This window comes from Aeromonas sp. FDAARGOS 1416 (assembly GCF_019048085.1).
Lineage (GTDB): Bacteria > Pseudomonadota > Gammaproteobacteria > Enterobacterales > Aeromonadaceae > Aeromonas > Aeromonas veronii.
The window spans coordinates 2,372,371-2,385,837 of the sequence record NZ_CP077301.1; the positions used below are offsets into that span (position 1 = coordinate 2,372,371).

The 13,467-nt window shown below is 58.9% G+C and carries 18 protein-coding genes; 2 read left to right on the forward strand and 16 right to left on the reverse strand.

What is annotated here, in order from left to right; all coding sequences use genetic code 11:
* Positions 1 to 79 precede the first annotated feature (79 nt).
* The 16 genes from I6L46_RS10430 to aopN all read right to left on the reverse strand — a co-directional run bounded on the left by I6L46_RS10430 (position 80) and on the right by aopN (position 11,217).
* Positions 80 to 895 (reverse strand): AraC family transcriptional regulator, encoded by an 816-nt coding sequence (locus tag I6L46_RS10430; protein WP_019446814.1) that lies wholly within the window; start codon positions 893 to 895, stop codon positions 80 to 82.
* Between the two features lie 343 nt (positions 896 to 1,238).
* On the reverse strand, positions 1,239 to 1,640 hold the full coding sequence (locus I6L46_RS10435; RefSeq protein ID WP_043821045.1) for a YscW family type III secretion system pilotin: 402 nt from the start codon (positions 1,638 to 1,640) through the stop codon (positions 1,239 to 1,241).
* On the reverse strand, positions 1,637 to 1,870 hold the full coding sequence (locus I6L46_RS10440; protein ID WP_216975368.1) for a T3SS regulon translocated regulator ExsE family protein: 234 nt from the start codon (positions 1,868 to 1,870) through the stop codon (positions 1,637 to 1,639). Before I6L46_RS10440 ends, I6L46_RS10435 begins: the two co-directional genes overlap by 4 nt.
* Positions 1,871 to 1,872: 2 nt before the next feature.
* Positions 1,873 to 2,316 (reverse strand): type III secretion system chaperone, encoded by a 444-nt coding sequence (locus I6L46_RS10445; protein ID WP_021229946.1) that lies wholly within the window; start codon positions 2,314 to 2,316, stop codon positions 1,873 to 1,875.
* Between the two features lie 136 nt (positions 2,317 to 2,452).
* A complete protein-coding gene (gene aopD / locus I6L46_RS10450) occupies positions 2,453 to 3,349 on the reverse strand; it encodes a type III secretion system translocon subunit AopD (RefSeq protein WP_216975371.1) in 897 nt (298 codons plus the stop codon).
* A 12-nt stretch (positions 3,350 to 3,361) separates the two neighbouring features.
* Positions 3,362 to 4,534, reverse strand: a complete 1,173-nt coding sequence (gene aopB, locus I6L46_RS10455) for a type III secretion system translocon subunit AopB (protein WP_216975373.1) — start codon at positions 4,532 to 4,534, stop codon at positions 3,362 to 3,364.
* Positions 4,515 to 5,018: a SycD/LcrH family type III secretion system chaperone AcrH gene (acrH, locus tag I6L46_RS10460; protein WP_088869520.1), complete on the reverse strand. Its 504-nt coding sequence runs from the start codon at positions 5,016 to 5,018 to the stop codon at positions 4,515 to 4,517. The genes aopB and acrH overlap by 20 nt, the downstream gene beginning before the upstream one ends.
* A 9-nt stretch (positions 5,019 to 5,027) precedes the next feature.
* Positions 5,028 to 6,116, reverse strand: coding sequence for a virulence-associated V antigen (locus I6L46_RS10465; RefSeq protein ID WP_216975376.1), 1,089 nt, complete (start codon positions 6,114 to 6,116; stop codon positions 5,028 to 5,030).
* A 9-nt stretch (positions 6,117 to 6,125) separates the two neighbouring features.
* A complete protein-coding gene (acrG, locus tag I6L46_RS10470; protein WP_005334559.1) occupies positions 6,126 to 6,410 on the reverse strand; it encodes an LcrG family type III secretion system chaperone AcrG in 285 nt (94 codons plus the stop codon).
* 39 nt (positions 6,411 to 6,449) lie between these two features.
* Entirely contained in the window at positions 6,450 to 6,905 is a 456-nt protein-coding gene (locus I6L46_RS10475) for an LcrR family type III secretion system chaperone (protein ID WP_216975377.1), read from the reverse strand.
* Positions 6,902 to 9,067 (reverse strand): SctV family type III secretion system export apparatus subunit AscV, encoded by a 2,166-nt coding sequence (gene ascV / locus I6L46_RS10480; RefSeq protein WP_302054254.1) that lies wholly within the window; start codon positions 9,065 to 9,067, stop codon positions 6,902 to 6,904. Before ascV ends, I6L46_RS10475 begins: the two co-directional genes overlap by 4 nt.
* Positions 9,000 to 9,350: a type III secretion system chaperone AscY gene (gene ascY / locus I6L46_RS10485; protein WP_020379598.1), complete on the reverse strand. Its 351-nt coding sequence runs from the start codon at positions 9,348 to 9,350 to the stop codon at positions 9,000 to 9,002. The genes ascV and ascY overlap by 68 nt, the downstream gene beginning before the upstream one ends.
* Positions 9,347 to 9,712, reverse strand: coding sequence for a type III secretion system protein AscX (ascX, locus tag I6L46_RS10490; protein WP_005334573.1), 366 nt, complete (start codon positions 9,710 to 9,712; stop codon positions 9,347 to 9,349). Before ascX ends, ascY begins: the two co-directional genes overlap by 4 nt.
* A complete protein-coding gene (acr2, locus tag I6L46_RS10495; protein WP_216975381.1) occupies positions 9,709 to 10,080 on the reverse strand; it encodes a SycN family type III secretion system chaperone Acr2 in 372 nt (123 codons plus the stop codon). The genes ascX and acr2 overlap by 4 nt, the downstream gene beginning before the upstream one ends.
* On the reverse strand, positions 10,077 to 10,358 hold the full coding sequence (gene acr1, locus I6L46_RS10500; protein ID WP_216975383.1) for a type III secretion system gatekeeper subunit Acr1: 282 nt from the start codon (positions 10,356 to 10,358) through the stop codon (positions 10,077 to 10,079). The genes acr2 and acr1 overlap by 4 nt, the downstream gene beginning before the upstream one ends.
* The gene (gene aopN, locus I6L46_RS10505) at positions 10,339 to 11,217 is read right to left on the reverse strand and encodes a SctW family type III secretion system gatekeeper subunit AopN (RefSeq protein WP_042054058.1); all 879 of its coding nucleotides are present in this window, start codon (positions 11,215 to 11,217) and stop codon (positions 10,339 to 10,341) included. The genes acr1 and aopN overlap by 20 nt, the downstream gene beginning before the upstream one ends.
* Before the next feature lie 189 nt (positions 11,218 to 11,406).
* Between aopN and ascN the strand changes: the two genes are divergently transcribed.
* Both ascN and I6L46_RS10515 read left to right on the forward strand, forming a co-directional pair.
* Complete coding sequence (gene ascN, locus I6L46_RS10510; RefSeq protein ID WP_216978042.1) at positions 11,407 to 12,729, forward strand: SctN family type III secretion system ATPase AscN; 1,323 nt, start codon at positions 11,407 to 11,409, stop codon at positions 12,727 to 12,729.
* Positions 12,726 to 13,187 carry a YscO family type III secretion system apparatus protein gene (locus I6L46_RS10515; RefSeq protein WP_071910849.1) on the forward strand — a complete coding sequence of 154 codons (462 nt, stop codon included), beginning with the start codon at positions 12,726 to 12,728 and terminating at the stop codon, positions 13,185 to 13,187. The genes ascN and I6L46_RS10515 overlap by 4 nt, the downstream gene beginning before the upstream one ends.
* The last annotated feature ends 280 nt before the right edge of the window (positions 13,188 to 13,467 follow it).

Consider the following 13,467-nt stretch of genomic DNA (forward strand, 5'->3'; position numbering starts at 1 on the left):
ATGTTTCGATATGCTGGCTATTCTATCCATTGCCTCGCTCCGCGGCTTATAAAAAACGTCAGATTATTTTAGTCCGGCGTTAATCTGTGCCGTGTCGGGCTCGGCTTGGCGTACAGCCAAAACGACGACGATAACTCTGGGTAAAATAGGATTGGCTGGAGAAACCGGCCTCCATCGCAATATCGACGATGCTCATTTCACTATTGAGTAATAACTGATGAGCGAAAAGGATCCGCCTTTCACTGATCCAGGCTCGCGGAGAAACACCATATATCGAACCAAACAGCTCCTTGAAAGTGGTCAATCCCATACCGAACTCTTTGGCGAATTCGCTGAGCTTCCACTCCATCAGATAGTGCTTTTCCATAAACTGTTGCAACCGCTCGACCTGGCGATTGCTCAGCTGGCGCAAAATAGACATCAGTTGAGGCCCCTGTTCGCCAAAAGCGAGCAGAAACAGCAACTCTTCGGTGCGTAATTGGGCCAGTGCGGGGGGATGTTCATGTTCGGTCAACCCGCGCAGTCCCTGAATACATTGGGTCAGCAAGGGGGATGAGTGAAACGGCAACAGCGTGGGGGCCATCCCCTCCAGCCGGGGGACTTCACTCAACAGTGAACCGAAACGTTGCAAGAAGCCTTGCAAAAAGGAGTTTGACAGAGGTAGCCAAAGCAGGCGGCAGGGGCCGTCACCGGTACAGACCGCGTAGTTGCCACGGCGCACGAACAGAAGTTCGTTGGGGGATAATTCATAGGTATCGGTACAGTCCTGCCACTTCATCGATCCTTCCAGGAGAATATAAATTCCCTCTTGCGGATGTTCGATAACGTTAAAAGCAGACATGCACCACTGGAGCAGGGCCATATCGCCCTTCTCTGTGGTAGTAATGCCCTTCATGTTTTATTTTCCTGAATCTGCGTGTAGTACCAGTAACACCTCCGGAAGCGGGTCGCTCTCGGGTGCTTTATTATTGCTGTTATTTTTATTTATTATTTTGTAATCAAGTCATTCGCTGGTGAGTTCAAAATTAATCACCATTGAAATGAGGGGGGATCCTACAACAGTCACAAGCAGAAAAACCAGCCTAAAATTAGAGCTAACACACTATTTATCCAATGCAACGACTCATACTTAATGGTGTGCTTACAGAAAAAGATACTTCGTTACAAAAAGAAACCTTCAATCTTAACTGACAAATTAATAAATGATTGATTTGAGGCTTTTTATTTAAACACAATCATTACTGACATTGTGGATAACAAGATTTTGGCTGCAATTGAATAACCATTTTTTTGTCATTAAAAATCTTAAAAACTTTCTGCTGACTCATAGCCTGTACCGCGGTGCCATCCATAAATCGCAAGCGGGCACGCAGATAGATCTCCCCTTCCGCCAGTTGCAGAGGGGTCAAACGCAGATCAAACAGCAATGGCAGCATGGTCACCTCATAACGGGTGGCAGCCACTTGCAACGGACGCCCCCCGATCACGCTGAGCACAGCCACCTCCACTGTCGCCGGACGTGGCAAGGCTTGCGGGAAATGCACCTCGCCCTTGAGTTGCTGTTGCGATGGCTTCAGCTCCGGGGTGGTGACACAACCGGCCAGCATGGCCGACAACATCAGTGCCAGCAGACCTCTCATAACACCCTGATCCGCCGTTCACTCAGCGGGGTGTGCTCACCTTGTTGCAGTCGCTGCAGCGCCAGCTCCTGGACCTGATTGAGGGTAATGGAGCGTCGCAGCAGTGCCGACAGGGGTACCTGGCTCGCACTGGTTGACCGGGCACTCACGGTTCTGCCTGCAAATGCCCCCACCTTGCCCGCCTCTGTCCCATGCAGGGCCAGCGCGCCTTGTGATTCCTGAATCTTCATGGTTATACCCGCACTCCCATCACCTGATCGCTGCTGCCTGCCTCTCGAGTACCGGGTTGCAGCAACTCCTGCCAGAACTCGGCATGCTCCAGCATGCTGGCGAGACTCTCTTCAAGGTACGCCAGGGTCAACCGGCTTGCCGCCATCTGGCGATAGAGCTGCACCGTCAGACTCTCTTCATCGAAACCGAAGTGAAGATTGAACTGATACCAGTGACGATTGAAGCTGGCCAACTGACGGAAAATCCCCTCGCCCACCTGATGCAGCTCGGCCACGTCGGCCTGCAACACCAGCTGATCACGCTCCGGCACCAGGATCAGGCTGAGTTGCAACTGCTCGTCAAAGCAGAGCGCCGCAACCCCCTCCTGATTCAGAGCCAGGGATGGCAAACCATATTTGGTGGCAAATTCAGCGAGCAGTCGATTGATGATGACAGTTACATCCATGATTTCCTCCAGCAGAGAGAAAGGCATGTTAGCCTGCCACCGCCATGCGGGCTGTCACTCAAGGGCGCCACTTTTAAGAAAAATGGCCGGAAAAAACAAAAAGGCGCCCCAGTGGGCGCCTTGATTGCCATGGCGTTTATGCAACGCCGAATGCCGCTTTCCAGGCCTGATTCTGGCTCTGGGAATACTGCTGCATCAGTTGCAGCAGATCTTTCATAAAGTTGGCATTGAAGGACATATTGTCCTCGGCCTTCTGCTTCTCGCCCTGACTGATGGTCGCCTCGACCTCATCTTCTTTCGCATTGGCCTGGCTATCACCCTGTGCCACCTGCACCGCAGAGTTGCTCATTTGCCCCACAGACTGGGTTACGGTGTTGAACACCTGACCCCGTTCGGAAGTGCGAGCAAATTTCTTGTCCAACAATCGGCTCGCATTACTGTCTGCAACTTGATCCTGTTTCCAGACTTTGCCCACATCAGCACGGTCAACCTGCTGGCCCTGCTTGCTCAAGCTATCAACCTTGGCGTCAATCAAGGCCTCGCGACCGGCAATCTTGCCATCAAGGGATTGTTGCTGCTTGATAGTCTTGGCGCCCTTGCCCAGGCTGATCCCGCCCATAATGGCAGAGAACCCCGCCATCACGCCGGAGACCACCGCCATGACGATCATCAGCTTGGCGCCGTGGCGCATCTCGTCAACCTGCGCCTGCTGGCTACTGATGACCAGCTTGTTTTCGATGTCCCGAACCTGCAACCCCTCTTCACGAGCCTGGCGGGCCAGCTTGAACAGCAAGGACATCATATCCATCGCACTGTCCAGCTGCGCAACCATCTGGGTCACCCCTTTGGTATCGAAGGGGATGGAGGGGCGTGGCAGAGTAGGAACGCTCTTGTTCTCTGACCCTTGCGGGCGAGTCGAAACGGCAGCCTCATGGGCCGTGGCCGCACTGCGAACCTGCTGCGCCTCGCCAGCTTGCACCTCGGTCAGCGGGGCAGTACGGGTCACGCCATTTGCATAATCACTGTTAATCATGGTCGGTACTCCTTAGATAGCGGCAGGTCTGCGGGCCAGGTTGTTCATCATGTCGCCCTTGGCATTGATCATCTGGAAGATCATCTCCATGGTCTGCTGGAACGCTTCGAGCATCTGGGCTATCGCCTCCTTGAGCTTGTCGATGACCCCTTGCAACTCGGTCATCTCGCTCTTGCTCAAGGCAAGATCAGCCTGGGCATCGAGCGACTCGGACTCTTTTGTAGACTGGACAGATTTGGTCACGCCGCTCCCGACATCTACCAATACATCAGCCGCTTGAGTACCAACTTTCAATACTTTTGCCGCCTGCCCTGTCACTTTCAGCGCTTCAACCGTGGCCTTAGCCGTGAACTTGGCAGTGAGTTCACTCACTTTTGAGATGAGCTTGGCAGCCGCATCAGCGGCCGTGCTGCTAATCTTGGTAGCCACCTTGCCAATCACAGAGCCAATCGATGAGCCAAAACTGGCACCCAACGAAATAATGGCTAACGCCATTTCTATTCCCATCAAGGCTTTCCCCAGATGCTCCATCACTTCTGGAGAAATGTAGCCAGCATCAGCCAAATGCTGAACTGCCATGTTGACCACGCCAACGACGCCAGCTGCGATCATCAGGGCTCCCGCAGCCGCGCCCACTCCGGTCGCCACCATGATGGCACCGATCACTATCGAGGCGATGGCACTGAGCCAGCCGAAAATCTTGCCAAAGATACCGGCCTTCTTGGCCTCCTGGGCACTCTCTTCAGCCTCTTTGATTTTCTCCTGGTTCTCACCGATCTTCTTCTCGTTTAGCTCACGAGCTCGGCGGATATCATCAAGCTTCAGCTTGGTCTGGGTCTTCTCCAGATCGCTGGTGAGCTTGCCCAGCTCAATCTCGAACGCTTCGGGCGAGGTAAAGGCCGCGGTCACCAACCCGGCGGTGTGCGGCAGAATCAAGCGGGTGTTCTCTTTCACCGAGGCCACCAACTTGCCGATTTCGCCAAGCTGCTGCGCACTGACCTGGCTATTGCTTACCGCCAGCGGTGGATTCAGCGAGACCCCTGACTTGCGGGCCTGACCGGTGACTTGCACCGTTGCGGCATCGAGCTGTGTTTCACTGCGAGGTTGGGTAACGGGCGCCAGGCCCGCAACATCACCTATGTTTCCCAGCGGGGAAACCTGTCTTTCATTGCTGATCGGGTTCATCTTGCAGATCCCTTCTGATTGCGATGGCTTCCAACATGACCTTGGCGCTTGCCGCCAGGTCTGCCTGCCGGGGATCTGTGTCCGCCAGCAGTCGGGCCGAGTGGAAGCCACTCTCGGCCCCGTTCAAATCACCTTGCTGCAGCCGGCACTCGGCTGCATGAAACGGGAAACGGGGATCGTTCAGGTCAAGCATGGCGCCAAAGCTGTAGCTCTGAACCGCCGTTTCAAACTCACCCATCGCCTGGCGGCAGGCACCCAGCCCGAGGAAATAACGCGGCTCGTAGTGATCCAGCATGCAGAGGGCCTGGAAGACCTTGTGAGCATCCTCCCACTTGCCGGCCTGATACTGGCCAAAGGCCAGGGCATAGAGCTGTTCCAAGGTGTCCCCCGAAATATCCTGCAGCATGGCCAGGGTGCCGCCGTCAGCGATAAAGGCTTCCAGCTCTGCTTCGTATTCCGGGGTCAGGGTGGTATCGGTCTGCATGATCTCTCCTCAAATTGCGCCAAGAATGTCGCGCATGATGCTGTCGTATTTCTGGATAAAGCGGTTGAGTGCCTCGATGGCGGCGTTGTAGCGCGAGCTGACGTCGTTGAGGCGGGTGGTCTTTTCGCTGACCTGATCGTTGAGCGGGCGAGAACGGTCGCTCACGCTGGTGGAGAAGTTGCCAAGCTTGTTGTCATCCTTCTTATAGCTGTAGCTGGCTTCGATATTTTCCATCGCACCGCTCTTCTTCTGGCCACTTTCGAGGAACGTTTTAACTGTGATGACCTGCGTTGCTACGATCTGCTCAAGATTGGCTTTTTTACGCTCATAAGCGGCACTGGCCTCACCCAGCGTTTTGGAGTCAAGGCTGGCCGACTTTACTTTTTCCAGCGCATTTTTAGCGTTGGTGAACTCTTGCAGTGCATTTTTCACCAGATCATCGGTAAACATTTTCGACAACAGTTTGAACTCTGCCCCATCCAGAAATTTGGCCTGAGATTCATAGCCATAGAGCTTGTAATCCAGCAGATTGAAATTGGTGTTGAAAGTCGGTTTGTCGGATGCCTCCGAGAGCTTCTTGTTGATCTCGGACTGGATCACCCCGTAGATCTTCAGCTCAGCTGTCATCTCTGCCAGCTCCTCCCGCAACCCTTTACGCTGGTTGTCCTGAAACGCCATCACCCCGGTAAAGGTCGTGATGAGATCGTCATCGATGCGATCCATGGTCAGCGCACTGAGGGAGAGCAGCATAAATTCAGGGACGGTCCAGTGGGTGACTGGCGGGGTTTGTTTTGCTCCCCGCTCGATCATTCCCTTGATGGCGGCGATGGCCGCATCTTGCCCCCCCTGGAACTGGCCCATCGCCCAACCCCCGTTGATCGAGGCGGGATCCGTCAGATAGGCAGCCAGCAACTTCTCCAGCTGCTCCTTGCTCAGCGCAGTCGATGAGTCAGCACTGATGGTGATCTTGCCCTTGAGCAGCTCGACCAGTTCGGTCAACTTGGGGTTTTTATGGCCCGGCAATGCGTCCAGCGCTTGCCCATCAAGCCAGCCGACGAACGCACCAGGGTTGGTGTTGTAGTCAGGGATAGTGCTCATCACGACTCCTTAAATCATCAGTCCGCGCATCATGGTGGGACGGCGACTCTTGCGGCCCTCTCCCGGCTGTGCCGGCAGTAACGCCTGTCTGCGCTGGATCTCAGCCAGCAACTCCTGCTCGGCCACGGCCACTTGCTCGGTCGGCGCATCGAATAGCAGCTGACAGGTCTGATCCGAGAGAGCTAGACCAGCCAGCATCTCTTGCAACAGAGCGTTGCGGTGATCGCTGTCGGCAATCGCCTGCTCTGCCTGCGATATGGTCTCGCTATGGTCGGCAAAACGCGGTTGTTTCATCTTGGCTCCTATTCTATGAGGCCCCTTTGGACATGCCTGTCACGCAAGGCCGTGCTTTTGTCGTTTTCGCATATCCCGCAAGGAACAGACTCGCTCGGCGGCCAGCATGAACCAGCCGGGCTCGGGTTCACTGGCTCCCGTCCAGCGCAGGTAGAATCGGCCAAGCCGCTCACCGCTCAGGCTACTGCCGCGAAAGACATCGACGTTGCCGTAGAGGTAATGGCCCGGCCCGAGCACTGTCAGAGTGGCTTCGGCCAGCAGATAGAGGGCGGCAAAGGGATTGGCCAGTCCGGCCCGTTCCCCCTCTCGGCGCACCAGCAGGATCCAGACCCGTCGGGTCGCAGGATCAAAGCGCCAGGCGAGATAAATTTGGCGATAGCAAAAACCGTGGCCGATCTGGATGGGAGTCGCCCCCAGATGGTGAGGGGCCACCGCCACTCCCATGGCCTGCAGCCAGGGGATCAGGGGGTCAGAGGTTAACGGCTCCCCCCTCACAGGCAGACCCTCCCGAGGGGCTGGATATTGATCTGCTGGGTCAGCTCCTGATAGGAGAGCACCGGCAGGGCGTGGTAATCCCCCTCGATGAGCTTACGCACATAGCGGCGGATATCCATGGAGACGATGAGCACCGGCTTGTTCTGCATCTGGGCCAGATCACCGACGGTATGGCGCACCTGATCGAGGAAGCTCTGGGTAATGGTGGGATCGAGCGCCAGATAGCTGCCGGCGCTGGTCTGGCGAATGCCGCCGCGGATCTGCTCCTCCACCTGCTGATCGAGCAAATAAGCGGGCAAGATGTTGTTGCCGTTGGCGTACTTGTAGCAGATGTAGCGCTTGAGGCTGCTTCGGATGTACTCGGTGAGCTGCACCACATCCTTCTCTTTCTGGCCCCACTCCACCATCGCCTCGAGGATGGCGCGCATGTTGCGGATGGAGATATCCTCCCCCACCAGCCGCTGCAAAATTTCGGTCATTCGCTGCAGCGGGATGATGCGTTGCGCTTCCTTGACCAGCTCGCCATAGCTACCCTCCATCTGCTCCAGCAAGTAACGGGTCTCCTGAATGCCGATAAAGTCCTCGGCATATTCCCGCAGCACATGGGATAGATGCCAGGTCACCACCTGATCGGTGGTGAGGGTGGCCAGCCGTGACTTCTCCAGCCGCTCCTGATGTTCATTAGCGACCCACAAGGTCGGTTGTCCCGGCAGCAACGGCGCCCCCTCTTCGTAGGGGATCCCCAGCAGATCGAGCTGGGAGGCGCTCTCCTGCACCAGCTGATGGCCCGGGCGCAGCTGACCGCGGGCGACCGGCACCTCCTGCAGCTGGATCAGGTATTCGCCGGGCCCCATCCCCTCGTTGAAACGCAGGTGAATACCCGGGAAGGGCACCCCGAGATCGAGATAGAGGGCGCGGCGCACCCGCACCAGTTCGTCGTTGAGGGCTATCGCCTCCAGCTCGGCCTGCAAAGCGGCATCCACATCGATCAGGAGCGGCACCGTCATGGCGAACTCCTCCTTCTCCCCCAGCTTGCCCCGCGGCTTGCTGCCCGGTTTTGGCTTGCTGCGGGCGGCGGGGGCTCCCGCCCCCTGCGCCAGCACGGCAGGAAGATCCTGACTGTTGCTGCTCTGCGCCTTGCGCTGACGCAAGCCGATAAAATAACCGCCTGCCGTGACGATGGCCGCCAGCGCAAAGAAGGTGATCATCGGGAAGCCCGGGATCAGACCAAACAACACCAGCAACAGACCGCCGATCAGCAGCGCCTTGGGCTGAGCCACCACCTGGGCGCCAATATCGGTACCCAGATCGGAAGACTCTTCAGAGGAGACCCGGGTAACGATGATCCCCGCGGTGATGGCGATCAGCAGCGCCGGCACCTGGGAGACCATGCCATCACCTACCGTCAGGATGGAGTAGAGCTGCAGCGCATCGGCGGCGGATAACCCCTTCTGGGTCACCCCTATGGTGACGCCGCCGAGGATGTTGACGAAGATGATGATGAGGCCCGCGATGGCGTCCCCCTTCACAAACTTCATGGCGCCATCCATGGAGCCGAACATCTGGCTCTCTTTCTCGATGACCCCGCGACGATCCCGCGCCTCGTGCACGTCGATCACCCCGGCGCGCATGTCACCATCGATACTCATCTGCTTGCCGGGCATGGCATCGAGGGAGAAACGGGCACTCACCTCGGCGACCCGCTCCGAACCCTTGGTGATCACCAGAAACTGGACGATGGTGATGATGAGGAAGATGACGATCCCCACCACCAGATTGCCCCCCACCACGAAGTTACCGAAGGTGTAGACGATCTGCCCCGCATCGGCCTGCAGCAGGATCATCCGGGTGGTACTCACCGACAAGGCAAGCCTGAACAGAGTGGTGATCAGCAGCACCGCCGGAAAGGCGGAGAACTGCAGCGGCGAATTGATATAAACCGCCATCATCAGCAGTACCACCGAGATGGTCATGTTGATGGCAATCAGGATATCGAGGGCCACCGGCGGCAGCGGCAAGACCATCATAAAGACGATGGCCAGCAGCAGGATCGCCAGCATGATGTCCTTGCGCTCGCCGATCCGGCGCAGCAGCTCAAGGGAGCGTTGATTCATTCTGCTCTTCCAGTTCGAGGTATTGTTGATAGGCAAAACGGGCTTCATCCAGCCGCCCTGCCAACTGGCAGGCCCGGCTGCGACAGAGCCAGAGCGGGCCGTCGGCCTCCCCTTGCTGCATCAGCTGATCGACATGGGCCAGCGCCGCCTCCCCCTCCCCCTGTTTGAGCAGGGCCACCAGCAAGGTCCGACGCCCTCCCTGATGGTCGGGGTGGATCTGCAGCAGGGCGGCCAGCAGCACGCTCGCCTTGTCGGGGTGGCCATATTGCAGTTGCAACCAGCCGGTGAGCAGCAGCGCATCCTGCTGCTGTGACGTAAGCACCATGGTCATACCTTGTGCAGCAGATGAAGTGTCATCTGCATCAGTTGTTCATCGGCGTGCATCTGTTCGAGCAGCGCAGCGGCCGCTCGCAACTCCGGGCTCTGCCCTTCTGCCAGCACACTGCGCAGACCCTGCATCGCCTGATTGAAATCGACCGGCCGCAGCAAGTCGTGAAAGCCGCGATCCGGGGTGGCGAAATCGAGCAGCGCCCGATCCGCCAGCCGCTCGGGGTAAAGGCGGCTGATATGGGGTTCGATGGACTGGCCATCGGGTAACAGGGCATAACGCCCCGGCAGGCTTCGCTCCTGATCGTCGAGGGAGATGGCGCTAAGCTGCTCGATCCCGATATGCGCGGCAGTGATCCGGCTCATGACACCAGCACCTCTCGCTGCAGCCGGGTCAGGGTGGTCACTGCCTGATGGAGCTGGGGCAGAGTCACGGCCCGCTCATCGAGAGTGACGAAGAGGATAAGCTGATCCTCCCCCAACCAGCCGCTGCGCACCGGCAGTGCCGGCCCCTGCGCCGCGGCAGTCAAGGTCATGGCGCGGCGGATCGCCTCGCCACTCTGATGCCAGGGCACAGCACGGGCCAACCAGAGGGTCAGTTGCCCCTGATGGAGCTCCAGTTGCAGAGTGCCGCTCTGCTCCAGTTCAAGCTGGATCAGCGAATGGGGGTTATCCCCTATGGTGATGCCCAGATCCTGGCAAAACTGCACCAGCAGGGGTTCAATCCAGTTCATGACGACTCTCCAGACAACTCATCCTCTTCCCGCTCGATGGCGTTATCGAGCGCACCCTGACAGCACTGCAACAGGTTCTGGCGCTGCTCCTCCTCACTGAACAGCTCCACCGGCAGCAGGCGGATCAGCCGCTTGAGCTCTTGATAGAGCAGCACCTGCTGGCGACAATCTGACAGCTCAAGAACCACACCGACCTGCTCCACATCCCGCACGCTGGCCCAGCGTTTCTCCACCAGGGCGATCAGATCGCCCATCAGCTCAGAAGGCCCGTATGCCATGGGCCGAGCCCTCCTTCACCCGTTGCCACAGCTCGTCCACTTGCGCCGAGAGAGTGTTGAGCAGCCGCAGCTTGTGCATGTCGCTCATCACCCGCTCCAGCTTGACCGGATCGAGCCAACGCTGCTGGCTATCGAGATCGGCACTCAGGGCCTTCATCATGAAACCGGTCACCTTCTCCAGTGCACCGTTGCCAAAGCGGCTGTGAATATCGCGCCAGGCGGCAGAAAGGGCACGATAGTCCTGCACCGCATCGCGATAGAGATCCCGTAGATCCTGCTCGGCTCCCACGCCCGCTTTGGCCGCTTCGGCTGCGGGGCCGGTAATGCGGGCTCCCAGCACGATGGCACTGCCCTGCTCGTCCGCCAGCTTGGCCAGCGCCTGCTCCACCAGCGCCAGGGTGCCCTGCATCTCCGGTCGTCCGGCGAGGGCCTTGCGCGCCTGACAGAGCGCCTCGAACTGCTCGCTCACTTCCCCCGAATAGCTCTCGAGGTAGGCCAGCAGCTGGGAGAGATTGGCCAGCCGACCGCTGCCGAGGTGGCTCACCATCTCCTTGATCTTCTGCTGGCGCTCCAGCTCCGGCACCTTGTCGAGGTAGTCCCCCACCAGCGCCTCGATCTCGCTGATGCGGGCATGGCTGTCACTCAGCTTGCGCTTGGCGAGCGAAAGCTCAGCGCGCTCGGAAAAGACAAAGGTGAGCTCTTCAGCGGCATCGGCCAGCGACTGAGCGGCACTGGCCAGCACGACCCGCTCCCCCTGAAATTGCCCACCCTGCAGGGGAGCCTGACGGGATGCGACCTCTGCTCCGCGCAGCTCGGGCTGGGCGGCAGGGGCATAGGGGTTGCTCTGGATAATGGCCATGAAAACTCCCGTGACGAATGGATTGACGAGGATGGCATTATAAAAATCGCCCTCGCCTCCCTATGCCAAAATCGGCCGTGAATTTTTAGCCCGCCCCCAACGGTTTTCTAAAAAGTCCCGACTCGCGCTGAAATCCCCGTAGCCCCCCATCCCCTATAGTGGCCACCAGTTTCAATGGCGCAGATTGTTATGACCCTCTCCCTCGACCACATCCCCGACCAGCTTCGTCACGCCATCGACGAGTGCCGCCTGATCCAGATCCGTGGCCGGGTCACCCAGGTGACCGGTACCCTGCTCAAGGCAGTCGTCCCCGGGGTGCGGATCGGCGAGCTCTGCCATCTGCGCAACCCGGACAACACCCTCTCCCTGCAGGCTGAGGTGATCGGCTTTGCCCAACATCAGGCGCTGCTAACCCCCCTTGGCGAAATGTTCGGCATCTCCTCCAATACCGAGGTGAGCCCGACCGGTGCCATGCATCAGGTCGGGGTCGGCGATCATCTGCTCGGTCAGGTGCTCGATGGCCTCGGTAACCCCTTTGGCGGTGGCCATCTGCCGGAGCCCGATGCCTGGTATCCGGTCTATCGGGATGCGCCGGCCCCCATGAGCCGCAAGCGCATCGCCGAGCCCATCTCGCTCGGTATTCGCGCCATCGACGGCCTGCTCACCTGCGGTGAGGGGCAACGGATGGGGATCTTCGCGGCCGCCGGTGGTGGCAAGAGCACCCTGCTGGCGTCGCTTATTCGCAGCGCCGAGGTAGATGTCACCGTGCTGGCGCTGATCGGTGAACGGGGCCGTGAGGTGCGCGAATTTATCGAAGCGGATCTGGGGGAAGAGGGGCTCAAGAAGGCTGTGCTGGTGGTGGCCACCTCGGATCGTCCCGCCATGGAGCGGGCCAAGGCGGGCTTTGTCGCCACCTCCATCGCCGAATATTTCCGGGATCAGGGCAAGCGGGTGTTGCTGTTGATGGATTCCGTCACCCGCTTTGCCCGTGCCCAGCGCGAGATTGGTCTGGCCGCCGGCGAACCGCCGACCCGACGGGGCTATCCACCCTCGGTGTTTGCCGCCCTGCCCCGCCTGATGGAGCGGGCCGGTCAGTCGGACAAGGGCTCCATCACCGCCCTCTATACCGTGCTGGTGGAGGGGGATGATATGACCGAGCCAGTGGCTGACGAGACCCGCTCCATCCTCGATGGCCACATCATCCTCTCGCGCAAGCTGGCGGCGGCCAACCACTACCCGGCCATCGACGTACTGCGCTCTGCCAGTCGGGTGATGAACCAGATCATCGCGCCCGGGCATCAGGCGCAGGCCGGTCGCCTGCGCAGCTGGCTGGCCAAGTACGAAGAGGTCGAACTGCTGCTGCAGATCGGCGAATACCAGAAGGGACAGGACAAGGTGGCCGACGAGGCGATCACCCGTATCGAGGCCATTCGCCAGTGGCTGAAACAGGGCACCCATGAGCCGAGTTCACTGCCCGAGGCGCTCGCCACCCTGGAGGCGCTGACCAGATGATCGGCCGCCTGCAACGGATCAAAGACCTGCGGCTGGAGCGAGCCGAGCAACAGCTCGCCGCGCAACAGGCCCGACTGCAACTCGCCCGCATCCGCCAGCGCGAAGCGGAGCAGGAGAGTCTCGACTACCGCCAGTGGCGCCAGGCTGAAGAAGATCGGCTATTTGCCATCTGTCAGGCGGAGCAACTCGATCGCAAGGGGCTCAAGGCGTGGCAACAACAGGTTGCCCTGCTGCGGGAGAAAGAGGCCCACCTTGAGCAACTGGCCGCCGAACAGGGCGAACGGGTGGCTGAAGAACGCATCCGCTTGCAGGAGCGCCAGCAGGCGGTACACCGCGCCCGCCAGCAGCAACAGAAATTTGCCGAATTACACCGTCAGGAGCTGGCCTCACAGCAAGCCCTGCGCGACTACAACGAAGAGCAGGAACAGGAAGAGTTCCGCCAGCAGATCAGGATGTAACGAGTCATGAAGCGAATCCTCCCGATACAGGGCACAGTGACAGCCCGGGGTGATACCCAGATGGCTGAAGCCAATCGGTCGCAACAACAGCGTTTCGAGCAAGCGATGCGGCTGGATCAGAACCTCAAAGAACGCGGCCACAACCCGCAGCCTGATGGTAAAGGGCAGATCCGTCATTCACAGAGAGTGACGGACGTCCCCCCCTTGCCGCAACAGAATATCTACCGCGCGCCCTCAGAAGCTGGCAAGCCAGTTCCCCTACGCCACACGACCAAAGGCA

What these genes read in the sequence shown, in the direction of transcription:
- I6L46_RS10430 (WP_019446814.1), bottom strand. Translation starts at nt 895, where the DNA reads ATGAAGGGCATTACTACCACAGAGAAGGGCGATATGGCCCTGCTCCAG.
- I6L46_RS10435 (WP_043821045.1), bottom strand. Translation starts at nt 1,640, where the DNA reads ATGAGAGGTCTGCTGGCACTGATGTTGTCGGCCATGCTGGCCGGTTGT.
- I6L46_RS10440 (WP_216975368.1), bottom strand. Translation starts at nt 1,870, where the DNA reads ATGAAGATTCAGGAATCACAAGGCGCGCTGGCCCTGCATGGGACAGAG.
- I6L46_RS10445 (WP_021229946.1), bottom strand. Translation starts at nt 2,316, where the DNA reads ATGGATGTAACTGTCATCATCAATCGACTGCTCGCTGAATTTGCCACC.
- aopD (WP_216975371.1), bottom strand. Translation starts at nt 3,349, where the DNA reads ATGATTAACAGTGATTATGCAAATGGCGTGACCCGTACTGCCCCGCTG.
- aopB (WP_216975373.1), bottom strand. Translation starts at nt 4,534, where the DNA reads ATGAACCCGATCAGCAATGAAAGACAGGTTTCCCCGCTGGGAAACATA.
- acrH (WP_088869520.1), bottom strand. Translation starts at nt 5,018, where the DNA reads ATGCAGACCGATACCACCCTGACCCCGGAATACGAAGCAGAGCTGGAA.
- I6L46_RS10465 (WP_216975376.1), bottom strand. Translation starts at nt 6,116, where the DNA reads ATGAGCACTATCCCTGACTACAACACCAACCCTGGTGCGTTCGTCGGC.
- acrG (WP_005334559.1), bottom strand. Translation starts at nt 6,410, where the DNA reads ATGAAACAACCGCGTTTTGCCGACCATAGCGAGACCATATCGCAGGCA.
- ascV (WP_302054254.1), bottom strand. Translation starts at nt 9,067, where the DNA reads ATGAAGCCCGTTTTGCCTATCAACAATACCTCGAACTGGAAGAGCAGA.
- ascY (WP_020379598.1), bottom strand. Translation starts at nt 9,350, where the DNA reads ATGACCATGGTGCTTACGTCACAGCAGCAGGATGCGCTGCTGCTCACC.
- ascX (WP_005334573.1), bottom strand. Translation starts at nt 9,712, where the DNA reads ATGAGCCGGATCACTGCCGCGCATATCGGGATCGAGCAGCTTAGCGCC.
- acr2 (WP_216975381.1), bottom strand. Translation starts at nt 10,080, where the DNA reads ATGAACTGGATTGAACCCCTGCTGGTGCAGTTTTGCCAGGATCTGGGC.
- acr1 (WP_216975383.1), bottom strand. Translation starts at nt 10,358, where the DNA reads ATGGCATACGGGCCTTCTGAGCTGATGGGCGATCTGATCGCCCTGGTG.
- aopN (WP_042054058.1), bottom strand. Translation starts at nt 11,217, where the DNA reads ATGGCCATTATCCAGAGCAACCCCTATGCCCCTGCCGCCCAGCCCGAG.
- ascN (WP_216978042.1), top strand. Translation starts at nt 11,407, where the DNA reads ATGACCCTCTCCCTCGACCACATCCCCGACCAGCTTCGTCACGCCATC.
- I6L46_RS10515 (WP_071910849.1), top strand. Translation starts at nt 12,726, where the DNA reads ATGATCGGCCGCCTGCAACGGATCAAAGACCTGCGGCTGGAGCGAGCC.